The sequence below is a fragment of the Blastococcus sp. Marseille-P5729 genome, assembly GCF_900292035.1.
In the GTDB taxonomy this organism is placed as follows: Bacteria; Actinomycetota; Actinomycetes; order Mycobacteriales; family Antricoccaceae; genus Cumulibacter.
In genome coordinates this window covers 308,360-324,408 of the sequence record NZ_OMPO01000001.1, presented here as the reverse complement: position 1 = coordinate 324,408, position 16,049 = coordinate 308,360, and the positions used below count along the sequence as shown (strand labels likewise).

General features: G+C 68.8%; 13 protein-coding genes. 3 read left to right on the top strand and 10 right to left on the bottom strand.

Translation table 11 applies throughout. The annotated features are described in order from the left end of the window. Positions 1-19: 19 nt before the first annotated feature. The 5 genes from prcA to arc form a co-directional block, all read right to left on the bottom strand. Positions 20-883 (bottom strand): proteasome subunit alpha, encoded by an 864-nt coding sequence (gene prcA / locus DAA40_RS01525; RefSeq protein ID WP_106847976.1) that lies wholly within the window; start codon positions 881-883, stop codon positions 20-22. Between the two features lie 223 nt (positions 884-1,106). Further along, on the bottom strand, positions 1,107-1,985 hold the full coding sequence (gene prcB / locus DAA40_RS01520) for a proteasome subunit beta (protein ID WP_106847975.1): 879 nt from the start codon (positions 1,983-1,985) through the stop codon (positions 1,107-1,109). Positions 1,986-1,989: 4 nt separating this feature from the next. Beyond that, positions 1,990-2,190, bottom strand: a complete 201-nt coding sequence (locus tag DAA40_RS01515) for a ubiquitin-like protein Pup (RefSeq protein WP_106847974.1) — start codon at positions 2,188-2,190, stop codon at positions 1,990-1,992. Between the two features lie 30 nt (positions 2,191-2,220). Beyond that, entirely contained in the window at positions 2,221-3,726 is a 1,506-nt protein-coding gene (dop, locus tag DAA40_RS01510) for a depupylase/deamidase Dop (RefSeq protein ID WP_106847973.1), read from the bottom strand. After that, positions 3,726-5,504, bottom strand: a complete 1,779-nt coding sequence (gene arc / locus DAA40_RS01505) for a proteasome ATPase (protein ID WP_106847972.1) — start codon at positions 5,502-5,504, stop codon at positions 3,726-3,728. The genes dop and arc overlap by 1 nt, the downstream gene beginning before the upstream one ends. A gap of 134 nt (positions 5,505-5,638) precedes the next feature. Between arc and DAA40_RS01500 the strand changes: the two genes are divergently transcribed. Beyond that, positions 5,639-6,646: a hypothetical protein gene (locus DAA40_RS01500; RefSeq protein WP_106847971.1), complete on the top strand. Its 1,008-nt coding sequence runs from the start codon at positions 5,639-5,641 to the stop codon at positions 6,644-6,646. On the opposite strand, the gene DAA40_RS01495 is transcribed toward DAA40_RS01500, so the two are convergent. Next, positions 6,626-7,597, bottom strand: a complete 972-nt coding sequence (locus DAA40_RS01495) for a tRNA (adenine-N1)-methyltransferase (RefSeq protein WP_234356192.1) — start codon at positions 7,595-7,597, stop codon at positions 6,626-6,628. The two genes, DAA40_RS01500 and DAA40_RS01495, sit on opposite strands and share 21 nt — an antisense overlap. Before the next feature lie 10 nt (positions 7,598-7,607). Further along, the gene (locus DAA40_RS01490) at positions 7,608-8,684 is read right to left on the bottom strand and encodes a site-2 protease family protein (RefSeq protein WP_234356191.1); all 1,077 of its coding nucleotides are present in this window, start codon (positions 8,682-8,684) and stop codon (positions 7,608-7,610) included. Between the two features lie 58 nt (positions 8,685-8,742). On the opposite strand from DAA40_RS01490, the gene DAA40_RS01485 reads away from it, so the two are divergent. Continuing rightward, on the top strand, positions 8,743-9,666 hold the full coding sequence (locus DAA40_RS01485; RefSeq protein WP_234356190.1) for a RecB family exonuclease: 924 nt from the start codon (positions 8,743-8,745) through the stop codon (positions 9,664-9,666). On the opposite strand, the gene DAA40_RS01480 is transcribed toward DAA40_RS01485, so the two are convergent. Both DAA40_RS01480 and metH read right to left on the bottom strand, forming a co-directional pair. Then, on the bottom strand, positions 9,663-10,289 hold the full coding sequence (locus DAA40_RS01480; RefSeq protein WP_158716162.1) for an HAD family phosphatase: 627 nt from the start codon (positions 10,287-10,289) through the stop codon (positions 9,663-9,665). The two genes, DAA40_RS01485 and DAA40_RS01480, sit on opposite strands and share 4 nt — an antisense overlap. Continuing rightward, complete coding sequence (gene metH / locus DAA40_RS01475; RefSeq protein WP_106847969.1) at positions 10,279-13,833, bottom strand: methionine synthase; 3,555 nt, start codon at positions 13,831-13,833, stop codon at positions 10,279-10,281. The genes DAA40_RS01480 and metH overlap by 11 nt, the downstream gene beginning before the upstream one ends. A 51-nt stretch (positions 13,834-13,884) precedes the next feature. Here metH and DAA40_RS01470 point away from each other — a divergent pair, with 51 nt between their 5' ends. Further along, entirely contained in the window at positions 13,885-14,739 is an 855-nt protein-coding gene (locus DAA40_RS01470; protein ID WP_199849452.1) for a PAC2 family protein, read from the top strand. A gap of 24 nt (positions 14,740-14,763) precedes the next feature. On the opposite strand, the gene mshC is transcribed toward DAA40_RS01470, so the two are convergent. After that, positions 14,764-15,996: a cysteine--1-D-myo-inosityl 2-amino-2-deoxy-alpha-D-glucopyranoside ligase gene (mshC, locus tag DAA40_RS01465; RefSeq protein WP_106847968.1), complete on the bottom strand. Its 1,233-nt coding sequence runs from the start codon at positions 15,994-15,996 to the stop codon at positions 14,764-14,766. Between the last annotated feature and the right edge of the window lie 53 nt (positions 15,997-16,049).

Genomic DNA, 16,049 nt, shown 5'->3' with positions numbered 1-16,049 from the left:
ATGCGGCGCGGCAGCGCGCTCATGAGGAGGGCTGGTTCTCGCCGGGTTCGTCGCGGGGCGGCTCGGATTCGCCGCCGGTGCTCATGGCCTGGTCGTCCTGGGTGTCGTGTGACTCCGGAGCGGGTGTGGTGGCGGAGTCCGCCTGGCCGGGCTTGGCGGATTGCGGCTCGTCAGGGCTGGAGGCCGGTTCGCCGTTGCCGAGGATTTCCTCGATTCGGGCGGTGGAAAGCCGCCGGAAGGCGCGGCCTTCGCGGCCGCGTTCGAGCACCGCTACCTCGAGGTTGGTGGAGGGAATCTCCCGGTCCGGACCGTTGCCGCCGCTCGAGAGTGCCTGGACGACGATCGTGATGGCCTGCTGGATGTCGATGGTGTCGTCGTAGCTGCTCTTGAGGCTGGTGGTGATGGCGTCGGATTGGCCTCCCATGGCGACGAAACCTGGTTCGTCGACGACCGATCCGTCGAAGGTGAGCCGGTAGAGCTGGTCGTCGGCCTGGGTGGGTCCGACCTCGGCGACGCAGATCTCGACCTCGAAGGGCTTGAGCTGCTCGCTGAAGATGGTGCCGAGGGTCTGGGCGTAGGCGTTGGCGAGGCCGCGTCCGGTGACGTCGCGGCGGTCGTAGGCGAAGCCGCGGGTGTCGGCGTATCGGATTCCGGCCTGGCGGAGGTTCTCGAACTCGTTGTACCGGCCGACGGCGGCGAACCCGATGCGGTCGTAGATCTCGGCGACCTTGTGCAGGGTCGAGGAGGGGTTCTCGGCGATGAGGACGACGCCGTCGGTTGCGGACAGGACGACGACGGAGCGACCACGGGCGATGCCTTTGCGGGCGTAGTCGGTCTTGTCCCGCATGATCTGCTCGGCCGAGGCATACATGGGCATAGTCATGCGGTGGCGCGCTCCTCACTGATGGCGTTCGGCTGCCGCGGAGAGCATCGGTACATGGGCATACTCATACGGCTGCGCGCTCCTTGATCTGGTCGTTCGGCTGCGGCGGAGAGCATCGATACATGGGCATACTCATACGGCTGCGCGCTCCTTGATCTGGTCGTTCGGCTGCGGCGGAGAGCATCGATACATGGGCATGGTCATGCGTTGGCGCGCTCCTTGGTCATCGGCCGGAGCCTTGGGGGGTGTGCTCGCTGGAGACGGAGCGGTCGCGGCGCAGGCGCTGCGTGCGTCCGGAGAGGACGTCGTCGCAGATCTGCTCGATCTCGGCGTCGGTGACCCGCCGGACGCCGTCGCGGGTGATGACCATGCAGATCGGGAACAGTCCGCGGGTGAGGTCCGGCCCGCCCGTGGCGGTATCGTCGTCCGCGGCGTCGTAGAGCGCCTCGATGAGGGCGTGAACGACGCCGTTCTCGTCCAGATCGCGGTTCCAGAGCTTCTTGAGCGAGCTCTTGGCGAACATCGAGCCCGATCCGATGGCGTGGAAGAACTGCTCCTCGTAGCATCCGCCGGTGACGTCGTAGCTGAAGATCCGGCCGGCGCGCTCTGGGGCTTGGTCCTCGTCATACCCGACGTACAGCGGCAGTACGGCGAGCCCTTGGAGGGCGATCGAGAGGTTGCCCTTCAGCATGGCGGAGAGCCGGTTGGCCTTGCCGTCGAGGGAGAGCGTGGCGCCCTCGATCTTCTCGTAGTGCTCGAGCTCGATCTGGAAGAGCCGGACCATGTCGAGGGCGATGCCGGCGGCTCCGGCGATGCCGATCGCGCTGTGCGCGTCGGCCGCGTACACCTTCTCGATGTCGCGTTGGGCGATCAGGTTGCCCATGGTGGCGCGCCGGTCCCCGCCAATCACCACGCCGCCGGCGAAGGTGGCGCTGACGATGGTGGTGCCGTGCGGCGCGTCGGCCCCGATGGTGCCGGGCGGCAGTGGGCGGCGCCCGGGCAGCAGGTCGGGCTGGGCGCGGCCAAGGAAGTCGGTGAACGACGAGCCGCCCTCGCTCAGATAGGGGGCCGGCAGTCCGCCGAACGGAGTGTCGTGTGGCACGGGGTTACTGGCCGCCCTTCTGCACGAACTGCTTGACGAACTCCTCGGCGTTGGACTCGAGGACGCCGTCGATCTCGTCGAGAATCGAGTCGAGGTCGTCGGACATCTGCTGGTGGGCCTGGGCGGCGCCGGCTGCGGGAGCGGCGGTGTCGTCAGGCTCGGCGTCGCCGGTGGGTCGCTGGCGTTCGACGTTCTCCTGTGACATGTCGACTCCTTCGTGTCGTGGTGGCGGTGGTCAGGGGGTGGTGGCGAGCCGGTCGACCAGGTCGGCGGCGTCCCGTGCGGTGCTCAGGAGCTCCTCGACGTGGGCTCTGGTGCCGCGCTGGGGTTCCATCATCGGCACTCGAACATATCCTGGCCGCCCGACGTCGAGCACGACGCTGTCCCAGGACGCCGCGGCGACGTCGAGGCCGAAGCGGCGGATGCACTCGCCGCGGAAGTATGCCCGCGTGTCCTGAGGCGGGGTGGTCATGGCCTGCTGCACCTCGTCCTCGTCGACGAGGGTGCGCATGGCGCCGCGGTGCACGAGCCGGTTGTACAGGCCCTTGTCGAGGCGTACGTCGGAGTACTGCAGGTCGACCAGGGCCACGCGGGGGCTGGCCCACCCGAGGCTGTCGCGTCCTCGGTAGGCCTCCAGCAGCCGCAGCTTGGCCACCCAGTCGAGACGGTCGGCCAGGCTCATCGGGTCGCTCTCGAGGGCGTCGAGGACTGCGCGCCAGGTGGTCAGCAGCTCGGCGGTCGCGGGGTCGAGGTCGGGGGCCATGAAACGTTCGGCCGCCTCGAGATACTCGCGTTGGATCTGCAGGGCGGTGAGCCGCCGCCCGTCGTGCAGCGCCAGGGTCCTGGTGAACTGCCAGTCGTGGGACACCGCGTGGATCGCTGGGACGGGGTCCGCCAGGCGCAGGCCCTTCGGGGCGGCGCCGTACTCGATCATCGCGAGGACGACTGCTGCGGTCCCGACCTTGAGGTAGGTGGACGTCTCGGCCAGGTTGGCGTCACCGACGATCACGTGCAGTCGCCGGTACTTGGCGGCCGTGGCGTGCGGCTCGTCGCGGGTGTTGATGATCGGTCGTCTCAGGGTGGTCTCGAGACCCACCTCGGCCTCGAAGAAGTCCGCTCGCTGAGAGAGCTGGAACCCGGGGGTGGAGCCGTCCTGGCCGATGCCGACGCGTCCGGCACCGCAGTAGATCTGCCGGGTCACGAAGAACGGCGTCAGATGCTCGACCAGATCATCGAACGGTGTCGATCTACGAACGAGGTAGTTCTCGTGGGTGCCGTAGGAGGCGCCCTTGTTGTCGGTGTTGTTCTTGTACAGCGAGATCTGCGGGTTGCCCGGCACGGACGCCAGTCGACGCGCGGCTTCCTCGACCACCCGCTCCCCCGCCTTGTCCCAGAGCACCGCGTCACGTGGATTGGTGACCTCGGGCGCGGAGTATTCGGGGTGGGCGTGGTCGACGTAGAACCGGGCGCCGTTGGTGAGCACCACATTGGCGAGGTACGGATCGTCGTCGGCGTCCCTGCCGGTGTGGTCGAGCGCCTCGTCGGCCGGGACCTGAAAGCCCCGGGCATCGGCCAGCGGATCCTCTCCCACCCAGTCCCACGCCGGCTTGCGGCGCGGCGTGTCGGTGGCCGCGTATGCATCGACCAACTGGGCCGACAGCAGCATCGGATTGGCCATCGGGTCGCCGGGGACGCTAATGCCGTACTCGACCTCGGTGCCGATGATGCGGCGGACGCTCATCAGAGGTACTGCCCCGTTCCGTGCATCGTCTCGATCGCCTGCCCGGGGTTCTTGGACTTGTTGGAGATGAGGGTGCGGATGTAGACGATCCGCTCGCCCTTCTTGCCCGAGATCCGCGCCCAGTCATCGGGGTTGGTCGTGTTGGGCAGGTCCTCGTTCTCGGTGAACTCGTCGATCACGCCGGTCATCAGGTGCCCGACCCGCAGCCCGCGCGCCCCGGTGAGCAGATAGTCCTTGATGGCGAGCTTCTTGGCTCGGTCCACGATGTTCTGGATCATCGCCCCGGAGTTGAAGTCCTTGAAGTACATGGTCTGCTTCTCGCCGTTGGCGTAGGTGACCTCGAGGAACTCGTTGTCGGGGGTTTCGGCGTACATCCGCTCTACGACGGCCTGGATCATGGCCTCGATCGTGGCCGCCCGGTCGCCGTCGTGCTCGGCGAGGTCCTCGGAGTTGATCGGCAGCTCTGGCGTGAGGTACTTCGAGAAGATGTCGGCCGCGGCCTCGGCGTCCGGCCGCTCGATCTTGATCTTCACGTCGAGGCGACCTGGGCGCAGGATCGCGGGATCGATCATGTCCTCGCGGTTGGACGCGCCGATGACGATGACGTTCTCCAGGCTTTCGACGCCGTCGATCTCGGCCAGCAGCTGCGGCACGATCGTCGTCTCGACGTCCGAGCTCACGCCGGTGCCGCGGGTGCGGAAGATGGACTCCATCTCGTCGAAGAACACGATGACCGGCGTCCCCTCGCTGGCCTTCTCGCGAGCCCGACCGAAGATGGTCCGGATGTGGCGCTCGGTCTCACCGACGAACTTGTTGAGCAGCTCGGGCCCCTTGATGTTCAGGAAGTAGGAGCGCGCCAGCTTGCCGTTGTCCGGCTCGTCGCCGGCGGCTACCCGGGCCGCATGGATCTGCTTGGCCAGCGAGTTGGCGACCGCCTTGGCGATGAGGGTCTTGCCGCAGCCCGGCGGCCCGTACAGCAGCACCCCCTTCGGCGGACGCAGGAGGTGCTCGGCGTACAGGTCGGCGTGCAGGAACGGCATCTCGACGGCGTCCTTGATCAGCTCGATCTGGCCCTGCAGTCCGCCGATGTCGTCGTAGGAGATGTCGGGGACCTCCTCCAGCACGAGATCCTCGACGTCGCTCTTGGGGATGCGTTCGTAGATATAGGCAGACTTGCTCTCCATGAGCACGCTGTCGCCGATTCGCAGCGTGCCGTCCCTCAGCGTGTCGGCGAGATAGCACACCCGCTCCTCGTCGGTGTGGGTCGCGACGAGGGCGCGCTCGGGGACATCGTGGACGTCGGTGAGGATCTCCTTGACCGCGACGACCTCGCCGGCTCGGTCGTACCCGACGACGTCGACGACGTTCAGCGCCTCGTTGAGGATCACCTCGCAGCCGCGCTGCAGTCGGTCGGCGGCGATCTCCGGGGAGATGCCGACCCGCATCTTGCGGCCGGCGCTGAGGATGTCGACGGTGCTCTCGTCGTGCGATCGCAGATAGACGGCGAATCCGTTGGGTGGGGCCGCGAGCCGGTCGATCTCCTCGCGCAGATGAGCCAGCTGGTCCTTGGCATCGCGCAGGGTAGCGACCAGCTTCTCATTCCGGTCGGCCATCGCCTGGGCCCGCTGCTGTGACTCGACCAGCCGCTCGGACACCAGTCGCGAGGCCGCGGGACCGTTGGCAATCTTCGCGCGCAGCCGCTCGATCTCCTGCTGGAGCAGGCGCACCTGGGTCGCGGACTGACCGTCAGCGGGGGCGGGGGTGTTCTGCTCGCTCATCTCTTCACTCTATAGCGGTGTGCGGCGGCTGACGCGACGCTCGCGCGCGTGGGGCCCGTGGGACGGATGAATACTCGTGGGACGCGCGGAGCGCCTCCCGCCCGACCGTCGAGTTGCCCTCTACCGTGGCTGTCATGTACAGAGCACGCTCTCTCGCCTCCGCCCTCGTGGCGGCTCTCGTCTCTGCAGCCGCCCTTGCGGGCGTCGTGTGGACGGGCGCCGAGCTGGCCGCGCGTGGCACGAGCCAGGCGATTCTTCCCACTCTGCTCACGACCGGCAGCTTCGCCGGTCTCGAATGGCCCTTCCGCGTCGATCAGCCCCCGACCAGCGTGCACGTGACCTTCTACGTGTCGGTCGTGCTGGTCGCCCTGGTTGCCGGCCTGGTCACGCTGCTGGCCGCGCGCAAGGCCTCTCCGCGCAATGGCGCGGCCGCCCTGTTCGGCACCTGGTTCGGTGTCGTGCTGGGCTGCGTGCTGGCCGCGCTCGTGGTCTACTTCATCCGCATCGACGCGCTGGCAGCCAGCGCCGGCGCCCGCAATGAGGTGCTGGCGTCGCTGCTGAGCCGGTTCGCCTTCGGCGGGCTGCTGGTGGGTCTGCTCCCCGCCCTGCTGTCGTGGGTGGCGTTCAAGGTCGCCAACCGGTCCCGCGCCGCCGATTATGTCGAGGCGATGGACCTCGCCGACGGCAAGAACGTCAACGAGAACCCGTTCGACCTCGCCCCCGGCTCGGTCGGGGACTCGCGTCCGGTCGAGCCCGGCTTCACCTACCCGGCGGGTGAGCATTACACGGACGGGTCGTACCGGGACGCCGATCTGCCGCCGTCCGAGCGGCGCACCGGCACGATGACCTTCAGCGATGTCACCGACGCCACCGGCGAGGACTTCACGGACGGCCCGCGCGCATCGGAGCCGGCGAACGACGCACCGCGCCCGGTTGCGGACTTCATCCCATCCGACGGGACGGGGTCCGGCTCGCCGACGCCGGGAGCCACCTCCGACGAGACGGCGCCCGGCGGCGCTGCGTCCGGCGCCACCGCGACCTCGCGTGAGCCGGAGTCCGACGACGTTCGGTCGCGGGCCGGTGACTACGGCTACCACGGCGATCGCTGGGTCGAGAACGCGCTACGGAAGACGGGGTCGTAACCGCTTCTTCGGCTGATCGTGGTCGGCCCCGACTGGTTCGGGGTCGACCGCGTTCGCGTGTGCGAAGGGGTTCTGCTCGACCTCGTCGACCTGCTCGCCAGCCTGCGCCGCTCGGGCTGTCGTGGGCTTTCGATGCCGGGCGGGCGGGCGGACGCCGTCCGCGAGTCGGCGCGCGGTGACCAGGAACGCGGTATGCGCGATCATCCGGTGATCCGGTCGCACCGCGAGCCCGACGACGTGCCACGGCCGGATCAGGCACTCCCACGACGACGGCTCGGTGAACGAGCCGTGCGCGCGCAGGGCCTCGACCAGCCGCGACAGCTGCGGCACGGTCGCCACGTAGCCGATGAGCACGCCGCCGGGCCGCAATCGTGCCGCGACCGCGTCCAGCGGCTCCCAGGGCGAGAGCATGTCGAGGATGACGCGGTCGAAGGTCTCCTCGCCCGCCCCTACCTGCGCGAGGTCGGCGACCCGCAGCTCCCAGTTGTCGGGCCGCCCGCCGAAGAAGGTCTCCACGTTCTGCACCGCGACGACGGCGTGATCGTCGCGGATCTCGTACGACGTCACCGATCCGCCGGGACCGACTGCGCGCAGCAGCGAACAGGTGAGCGCGCCGGAGCCGGCGCCCGCTTCCAGCACCCGGGCGCCTGGATAGATGTCGCCCATCGCGACGATCTGGGCGGCGTCCTTCGGATAGATCACCTGCGCACCGCGTGGCATCGACAGCACGTAGTCGGCCAGCAAGGGTCGCAACGCGAGGTACTGGGTGCTGTCGGTCGACGTCACGACCACACCCTCGGAGCCGCCGATCAGGTCGTCGTGGGCGATCGCCCCGCGGTGGGTATGGAACTGCTTACCAGCCTCGAGGGTGATCGTGTGCATCCGTCCCTTGGGATCGGTCAGCTGCACGCGCTCACCCGGGCGCAGGGGGTTCTGGGAGTCGGCAGTCACTCGGTCAAGGCTACCGGTCGCTCAGGGCGCTGGCGCCGACGATGCCGAGGGGCGTGCCGTCTGCGGCTGCGACGACGTACCAAGGCGCGGCACCGTCCTGCAGTGCCTCGAGGAGGTCCAGGCGACTGGCGGCCTCTCCGAGCACGCGGTTCGGTGGCAGTGGTGTGCTCAGCTGGGCCAGCGACCCCGTGCCCGGTGGCGCACCGCGATCGGCGTAGCCCAGGCCATCCTTTAGCCGCACCAGCACGAGTGGTGTCATCGCACCCGACAACGCGCTCGCCGGTAGCCGCCCGTCGAGGACGTCGATCGGCACCAGATGGTCGGTGAGCGGGCTCGAGGCGAGCTCATGCTCTCGATGGGCGCGCTGCCGACTGCGCCGCGCCATCGACCAGAGGCTCGCCGACATGATCGCCAGGGCGATCACCCACGGGATCTCCCGGCTCGGGTCGAAGGCGCGCCCCACCCGCCACAGCGCGTAGCCAACGAGTGCGATCGCGATCGCCTCCCCGATGTACGAGGCGATCACGACCGCGCGCAACCGGTTACCGGTGGCCCGCCAGATCAGCGCCATCGCGACGCGTCCGCCGTCCAGCGGCAGGCCCGGGAGCAAGTTGAACGCGGCGATGGCAAGGTTGGCGATGGTGATCGCGGAGACGAACATTCCCGGAATTCCGGGCAGCCCGAGGTTCGAGCCGTTGCCGGCGAGCAGGCTGATGCCACCGGGGAGCCCCAGTCCGAGCGAGACCAGTGGTCCGGTGGCCGCGATAATCAGCTCGCGGCCGGCGGAGTCGTCGTCTCCTCGTACCGTCGTGGCCCCGCCGAGGAACCCGATCTCGACGCGGTCGACCTCGCATCCGGTGGCCTTGGCGGCGACCACGTGGCCGAGCTCGTGCAGCAGCACGGAGACGCCCCACATGAGCGCCAGCCCGATGCTCACGCCGATCGCCGTACCGCTGGGCAGCCAGTCGTCCAGGCGCCGCGTGTACAGCGGCACGATCACGGCCACGAACAGCAGCCAGGACCAGGTGATGTGGATCGGAGCGCCCAGGAACCGCGCGATCAGCATCGGTCGACTCGCGGATGGCACGCCCGCCATCGTACGGCGCAGCCGGATTCTGTCGGCCGCCTCACCTACCCTGGGGAACGTGACGCACCTGGAGCAGACCCACCTGGATCAGACCTACGAAGACCAGATCCCCACCGAGCAGATCGACCTCGGTGTGGTGACCGGGTCGCTCTCTCCGTCGCGGGCGGCCGACTTCAAGACCTGCCCGCTGCTCTACCGCTTCCGCAGCGTCGACCGGCTGCCCGAGCGACCGTCGGCTCCCGCGGTGCGCGGCACCGTCGTCCACGCCGTGCTCGAGAAGATGTTCGACCTGCCCCGCGACCAGCGAACCCCGTCGGCGGCGCGCGCGATGGTCCAGCCCGCGTGGGAGCAGGTGCTCGCTGATGACCCGGAGATGGCGACCCTCTTCGCCGACGACGAGGACGGCGTGGCGGTGGCGAAGTGGCTGGAGTCAGCGCAGCAGCTGCTGACCACCTACTTCGAGCTGGAGGACCCTCGCCGGTTCGACCCCACGGGCCGCGAGCTGCTCGTGGAGACGGTTCTGGACGACGGGCTGCTGCTGCGCGGCTATGTCGACCGCGTCGACACGGCGCCCGACGGGCGGGTCCGGGTGGTCGACTACAAGACCGGCGCGTCTCCGCGGGAGGCCTTCGAGGCCAAGGCGCTGTTCCAGATGAAGTTCTATGCCCTGGTCATCTGGCGCACCACGGGCACCATCCCTGCCCAGCTGAAGCTCATGTATCTGGCCGACCGGGACGAGCTGATGTACTCGCCGGACGAGTCCGAACTGGTGAAGCTCGAGCAGCAGCTCACGGCATTGTGGAGCGCGATCCGCCGCTCGATCGACGCGAAGGAGTTCCGCCCGCGCCCGAGCCGGCTGTGCGACTGGTGCGACCACAAGGCGCTGTGCCCGGCGTACGGCGGCACTCCCCCGCCCTTTCCGGAGGAGCACGCGCTCAGCTTCACGATCAACCGCCGTACTGAGCGGCCCACCGCTGACTAGTGCAGCGCGGGAGCGCCGTCGATGGTGCCCGCGAGCGGCCCCACGCTGCGGACGACGCAGCCGGCCGCGATGGCCGAGGCGATTCCTGGCCGGGAGTCCTCGATCGCCAGGCAGCGTGCCGGGTCGACCCCGAGCGCGGCGGCCGCCTGCAGGTACGGGTCGGGGTCCGGCTTGCCGCGCTCTACGTCCTCGGCCGCGAGCGTGACGTCGAACGATCCGGCCGGCAGCGCCGCGAGCACGGCGTCGGCCAAGGCGCGCGGGGACATCGTGACCATTGCCGTCGGGAGACCCGCGGCGCGGGCCCGAGCAAGCAGGTCGACGATGGCGACGTGCAGCGGGATGTCGGTGGCTATGCCGTCCTGCACGAAACCCGACAACCGGGCGATGATCTGGTCCGCCGGAAGGTCGACGCCGCGCTGCTGCATGAACTGCGCGACCGCGGGCATGTTCCACCCAGTCAGGGTCAGCGCCTCCTCGACGCTCCAGGAAAGATCGTGCTCGGCGAACAGCGCGATCTCAGCCTGGTGCCACAGCGGCTCGGTGTCGACCAGCGTGCCGTCCATGTCGAACAGCACGGCATCGAAGGCGCTCAGGTCCACGCCGTCCTCAACATCAGGTGGCAAAGTACTTCGCCTCGGGGTGGTGGCACACCAGTGCCGAGGTCGACTGCTCGGGATGCAGCTGGAAGCCCTCCGAGAGCTCGACGCCGATTCGCGAGGGCTCCAGCAGATCGATCAGCTTGGTCTGCTGCTCCAGGTCCGGGCAGGCGGGGTAACCGAAGGCGAACCGTGCGCCGCGGTACCCCAGCTTGAAGAAGTCATCGAGGTTCGCCGGGTCCTCGGCCGAGGCACGCCGACCGTCGTCGAAGACCAGCTCAGAGCGGATCCGCTGATGCCAGTACTCCGCCAGGGCCTCGGTGAGCTGCACCGATAGGCCGTGCAGCTCCATGTACTCGCGGTAGGAGTCCGCCGCGAACAGCCGGGCGGTCTCGGCGGACACCGCACTGCCCATCGTGACGATGTCGAAGGCGATGACGTCGGGCCGGCCCTCGGCGTCCGCCTGCTCACGGCTGCGGAAGAAGTCGGCCAGGCACAGGTGCCGGTCGCGGCGCTGCCGCGGGAAGGTGAAGCGCACCCGGTCGGATCCGTCCTCGTTCAGCACGACGACGTCGTCGCCCTCGGAGACGCACGGGAAGTAGCCGTAGACGACGGCTGCCTCCGAGAGTGAGTCGGTGTGCACCCGGTCCAGCCACTGCCGCAGCCGCGGGCGGCCCTCGGTCTCGACCAGCTCGTCGTACGACGCGCCCTCGCGTGAGCCGCGCAGGCCCCATTGGCCCATGAAGGTGGCGCGTTCGTCGAGCATGCTCGCGTAGTCCGCGAGCGGCACGCCCTTGATGACCCGCGATCCCCAGAACGGCGGCGTCGGTACCGGGTTGTCGGTGGCGACGTCCGAGCGTGCCGGGATGACGACCGACTCGTCAGCGGCCCGGCGCTGCTCGGCGATCCGCAGCGACCGCTCGCGGCGGGCCTTGCGCTCGGCCTTCTTGCGGGCCGCCTCCTCTGACTCCTCCGCCGAGACCTGGCCGCGACGCAGTGCCATCACGGTGTCCATGACGCGTAGACCCTCGAAGGCGTCCCGGGCGTAGTAGACGTCGGACTGGTAGACCTCGTCGAGGTCGTCCTCGACGTACGCGCGGGTCAGTGCAGCCCCGCCGAGCACCACCGGGAAGCGGTCGGCCAGACCGCGTGCATTGAGCTCCTCGAGATTCTCCTTCATGACCACGGTCGACTTCACCAGCAGCCCGGACATGCCCACGGCATCCGCGTTGTGCTCGATCGCCGCGTCGATGATCGCGTTGACCGGCTGCTTGATCCCCAGGTTGACCACGGTGTAGCCGTTGTTGCTCAAGATGATGTCCACGAGGTTCTTGCCGATGTCGTGGACGTCACCCTTGACCGTCGCGAGCACGATCGTGCCCTTGCCGGCGTCGTCGGTCTTCTCCATGTGCGGCTCGAGGTGGGCCACGGCCGACTTCATCACCTCGGCCGACTGCAGCACGAACGGCAACTGCATCTGCCCAGAGCCGAACAGCTCCCCGACGGTCTTCATGCCATCGAGCAGCAGCTCGTTGATGATCTGCAGCGGCGGGATGGTCTGCATGGCCTCGTCCAGGTCGGCCTCCAGTTCGGCCCGCTCACCGTCGATGATCCGCCGCTTGAGCCGCTCGTCCAGCGGCAGCGCGGCGAGCTCTTCCGCGCGGGACTGGGCGCTGCCGGCGAGCTTGACGCCCTCGAAGATCTCCAGGAAGCGGGTGAGCGGGTCGTACGCCGGTTCGTCGCCGGACGCCGGGCGGCGACGGTCGTAGACCAGGTCGAGGGCGACCTCGCGCTGCTCGTCAGGGATCTTCGACATCGGGAGGATCTTGCTCGCGTGCAGGATCGCGCTGTCCAGCCCGGCCTCCTGGCACTCGTGCAGGAAGACCGAGTTGAGCACCTGCCGGGCGGCGGGGTTCAGACCGAACGACACGTTCGACAGCCCGAGGGTGGTGCTGACCTCTGGGTAGGCGGCCTTGAGCTGGCGGATGCCCTCGATGGTCTCGACGGCGTCGCGACGGCTCTCCTCCTGGCCGGTGGCGACGGTGAACGTGAGCGTGTCGACCATGATGTCCTGGTGGGCGATGCCCCAGTTGTCGTGCAGGTCGTCGATCATCCGAGAGGCGATGCGCACCTTGTCGGCAGCGGTTCGCGCCTGACCCTCCTCGTCGATCGTGAGCGCGACGACCGCGGCGCCGTGCTCGACGATGATCGGCAGCAGCCGGGCCCACCGAGAGCCCTCACCGTCGCCGTCCTCGAGGTTGACCGAGTTGATGATGCACCGGCCGCCCAGGCGCTCCAGGCCCGCCTCGATCACGGGCACCTCGGTCGAGTCGAGCATGATCGGCAGCGTCGTTGCGGTCGCGAACCGCTCGGCGAGCAGCCCCATGTCGGCCGCCCCGTCGCGGCCGACATAGTCCACGCACAGGTCGATGACGTGCGAGCCGTCGCGGGCCAGGCCCTTGGCGACCTCGACGCAGTCGTCGATCCGCCCCTCGATCAGCGCCTCGCGGAAGGCCTTGCTCCCGTTGGTGTTCGTGCGCTCCCCGATGAGCAGGACGCCGGCGTCCTGACGGTAGGGCACGTTCTGGTAGAGGGAGGAGATGCCCGGTTCGAGCACCGGTTCGCGCGTCGCGGGGGCGAGCCCGTCGACCGCTGCCCGCAGCGCGCTGATGTGATCCGGGGTCGTGCCGCAGCAGCCGCCGACGAGGCTCACGCCGTAGTCGGTCACGAACCGGCGGACCGCCGCGCTGAAGTCGTCGGCGCCCAGTGGATACACCGCGCCGTCTGGCCCCAGCTCGGGCAGCCCGGCGTTCGGCATGACCGAGATGCGCACCGGCGAGTGGGTGGAGAGATAGCGCAGATGCTCGCTCATCTCGTCGGGGCCGGTGGCGCAGTTGAGTCCGATCATGTCGATGCCGAGGGCCGCCAGGGCGTTGAGTGCCGCCCCGATCTCCGAGCCGAGCAGCATGGTCCCGGTCGTTTCGACCGTCACGTGCACGATGATCGGCACCCGGCGTCCGATGACCGCCATCGCCCGCTTCGCGCCGATGACGGCGGCCTTGGCCTGCAGCAGGTCCTGGCAGGTCTCCATCAGGACGGCGTCGATCCCGCCGGCGAGCATCCCTTCGGTCTGCTGCTGGTAGGCGTCCCGCAGGGTGGCGAACGGCGCATGGCCCAGGGTCGGCAGCTTCGTGCCCGGTCCGACCGACCCGAGGACGAACCGCGGGTCGCCCTCGCCCGAGGCAGCGTCTGCCGCCTCCCGCGCGATGCGGGCGCCCGCCTCGGCCAGCTCGTAGATTCGCTCCGGGATGTCGTACTCGAGCAGGTTGGCGTAGTTGGCCCCGAAGGTGTTCGTCTCGATCGCCTGGGCTCCGGCTGCCAGGTACGCCTCATGCACCTGGCGGACGACGTCCGGTCGGGTGATGTTGAGGATCTCGTTGCAGCCCTCGAGATCGTCGAAGTCCTCGAGTGTCAGATCGAAGCTCTGCAGCATCGTCCCCATCGCGCCGTCGGCAACGAGAGTGCCGGAATCGAGGGCTTCGAGGAATCGGGAGTCATACTTCTGCTGCACTACACGATTCTATGTGCTCCCCGTGGCGGCGGCTGGCCGTACGCTGGGGTGATGATCCCCTCACACGACGACTTCCTCCCGGACCTGATCGAGCCAGTGATGATCTGCGCTTTTTCGGGCTGGAACGACGCCGGGGAGGCGGCCACGTCGGCCGTGGAGCACCTGGCGCTGCTGTGGGACTCCACGGACTATGGGGTGATCGACGGTGAGGACTTCTACGACTACCAGGTGAACCGGCCGACGGTGTCGCTTCGGTCGGGGGTCTCGCGCGAGCTCGCCTGGCCACAGGTGCACGTGAATCTCGCTCGGCAGCCGGTCAGCGGCCGTGACGTGGTCCTGGTGACCGGCCCGGAGCCGAACATGCGCTGGAAGACGTTCTGCGAGGAGATCCTCGACGTGGCGCGTGATCTGAGCGTCGAGCGGATCGTGCTGCTGGGTGGGATGGGCGCCGACACCCACTACGCACAGCCGGTGCCGGTCACCGGCTCGGCCTGGGACCGCACCTCCAGCGAGCGTTACGGCCTGCAGTTGTCGGGGTACAGCGGCCCGACCGGCATCACCGGCGTTCTGCACCACTTCGCCGTCAGCACAGGGATCCCGGCCGTCTCGCTGTGGGCAAGCTCGCCCTACTACGTGTCGGCACCGTCCTGGGCACCGGCGACCATCGCGCTGCTACGCCGTCTGGAAGAGGTGATCGGCGAGCCGATCCCGTTGGAAAACCTCGAGGACGAGGCGCAGCACGCCATCAAGACGGTGCAACGGCTCGTGGACTCCGACCCGTCGATGCGCGAGCAGATTGAGGCACTGGCCGAGGAGCCGAAGGAGCAGGTCTCGGACGACGCCGGCGAGCAACTTGCCGAGGACTTCGAGCGTTACCTGCGCCGGCAGGACGGTGGCCCCGACTGACGCGGTGGTCCTTGATCCCCAGGGTCAGAGCTTGATTCCGAGGAGGGCATCGACGGCGTCCTCCATCGCCTGCACCGCCAGGCCCGAGTCGTTGTGCGCCGGTCGCTGGTTAGCCCACCGGGTGACCGCCTCGACCGCACCGTCGGTGTCGAGGTCGTTCGCCAGGCAGGCGCGCATCGTTGCGATGGTCGCCTCGGCAGCCGGCGCGATCGGGCGGCGCACCGCCTCTCGCCACAGCGACAGGGTCCGCTCGGAGGCATCCAGATAGTCGTCGGTCCACTCCCGGTAGTCCCGGTAGTGACCGCGCAGCAGGGCGAGCCGGATCACCATCGGCTCGACGCCGTCCCTGGTGAGTCCAGAGACCTTCACGAGGTTGCCGAGCGACTTCGACATCTTCTCCCCGTCATAGCCGATCATCCCGGCGTGCGTGTAGTGACCCGCGAACGGCACGAGGCCGGTGATCGCCTCGGCGTGCGCGGCGGAGCACTCATGATGCGGGAAGCGCAGGTCCTCACCCCCGCCCTGGATGTCGATCTGTTCGCCGAGATGCTCCAACGCGATCGCGGCGCACTCGATGTGCCAGCCCGGCCGCCCCGCACCCAGTGACGATGGCCAGCTCGGGTCGCCGTCGCGCTTTCCCTTCCACAGCAGGGGATCGAGGCGGTTGCGCTTGCCCGCACGGTCCGGGTCTCCCCCACGCTCGGCGGAGAGTTCGAGCATCGTCTGCGCGTCGTATCGCGAGACATAGCCGAAGCGGTCGTCGGTCGCGACGTCGAAGTAGACGTCGCCAGTGCCGTCCTCCAGCCGGTAGGCCTGCCCGCTGTCCAACAGCCTCTCGACGGCGGTGACGACGAGGTCCATGGTCTCCACGGCGCCCAGGTACTCGTCCGGCGGGCTGATCCGCAGGGCCTCCATGTCGAAGCGGAACAGGTCGGTCTCGCGCTCGGCGAGATCCTGCCACCGGATGCCATCGCGTTGGGCGCGCTCGATCAGCGGGTCGTCGACGTCGGTCACGTTCTGCACATACCGGACGTCGAGCCCCTGGTCGCGCAGCACACGCTGCACCATGTCGAAGGTGAGGTAGGTGGCCGCGTGGCCGAGATGGGTCGCGTCGTACGGCGTGATCCCGCAGACATACAGCGTGGCCGTGCCCTGCGCGGTGATCGGTCGTACCTGGTCGCTGGCGCTGTCGTGCAGACGAAGGCCGGGTCCGGACCCGGGGACGACGGGGATGGTGACCTCTGGCCATGAACGCATGTGACGAGGCTACCTGCGGCCCGGACACGGTTGCCGGGCGGTCGGTGAAAACT

Bases quoted from the DNA above. Each gene is read 5' to 3' on its own strand.
- arc (WP_106847972.1), bottom strand. From the start codon at position 5,504: ATGAGCGAGCAGAACACCCCCGCCCCCGCTGACGGTCAGTCCGCGACC.
- DAA40_RS01470 (WP_199849452.1), top strand. From the start codon at position 13,885: ATGATCCCCTCACACGACGACTTCCTCCCGGACCTGATCGAGCCAGTG.
- DAA40_RS01500 (WP_106847971.1), top strand. From the start codon at position 5,639: ATGTACAGAGCACGCTCTCTCGCCTCCGCCCTCGTGGCGGCTCTCGTC.
- mshC (WP_106847968.1), bottom strand. From the start codon at position 15,996: ATGCGTTCATGGCCAGAGGTCACCATCCCCGTCGTCCCCGGGTCCGGA.
- prcA (WP_106847976.1), bottom strand. From the start codon at position 883: ATGACTATGCCCATGTATGCCTCGGCCGAGCAGATCATGCGGGACAAG.
- dop (WP_106847973.1), bottom strand. From the start codon at position 3,726: ATGAGCGTCCGCCGCATCATCGGCACCGAGGTCGAGTACGGCATTAGC.
- DAA40_RS01515 (WP_106847974.1), bottom strand. From the start codon at position 2,190: ATGTCACAGGAGAACGTCGAACGCCAGCGACCCACCGGCGACGCCGAG.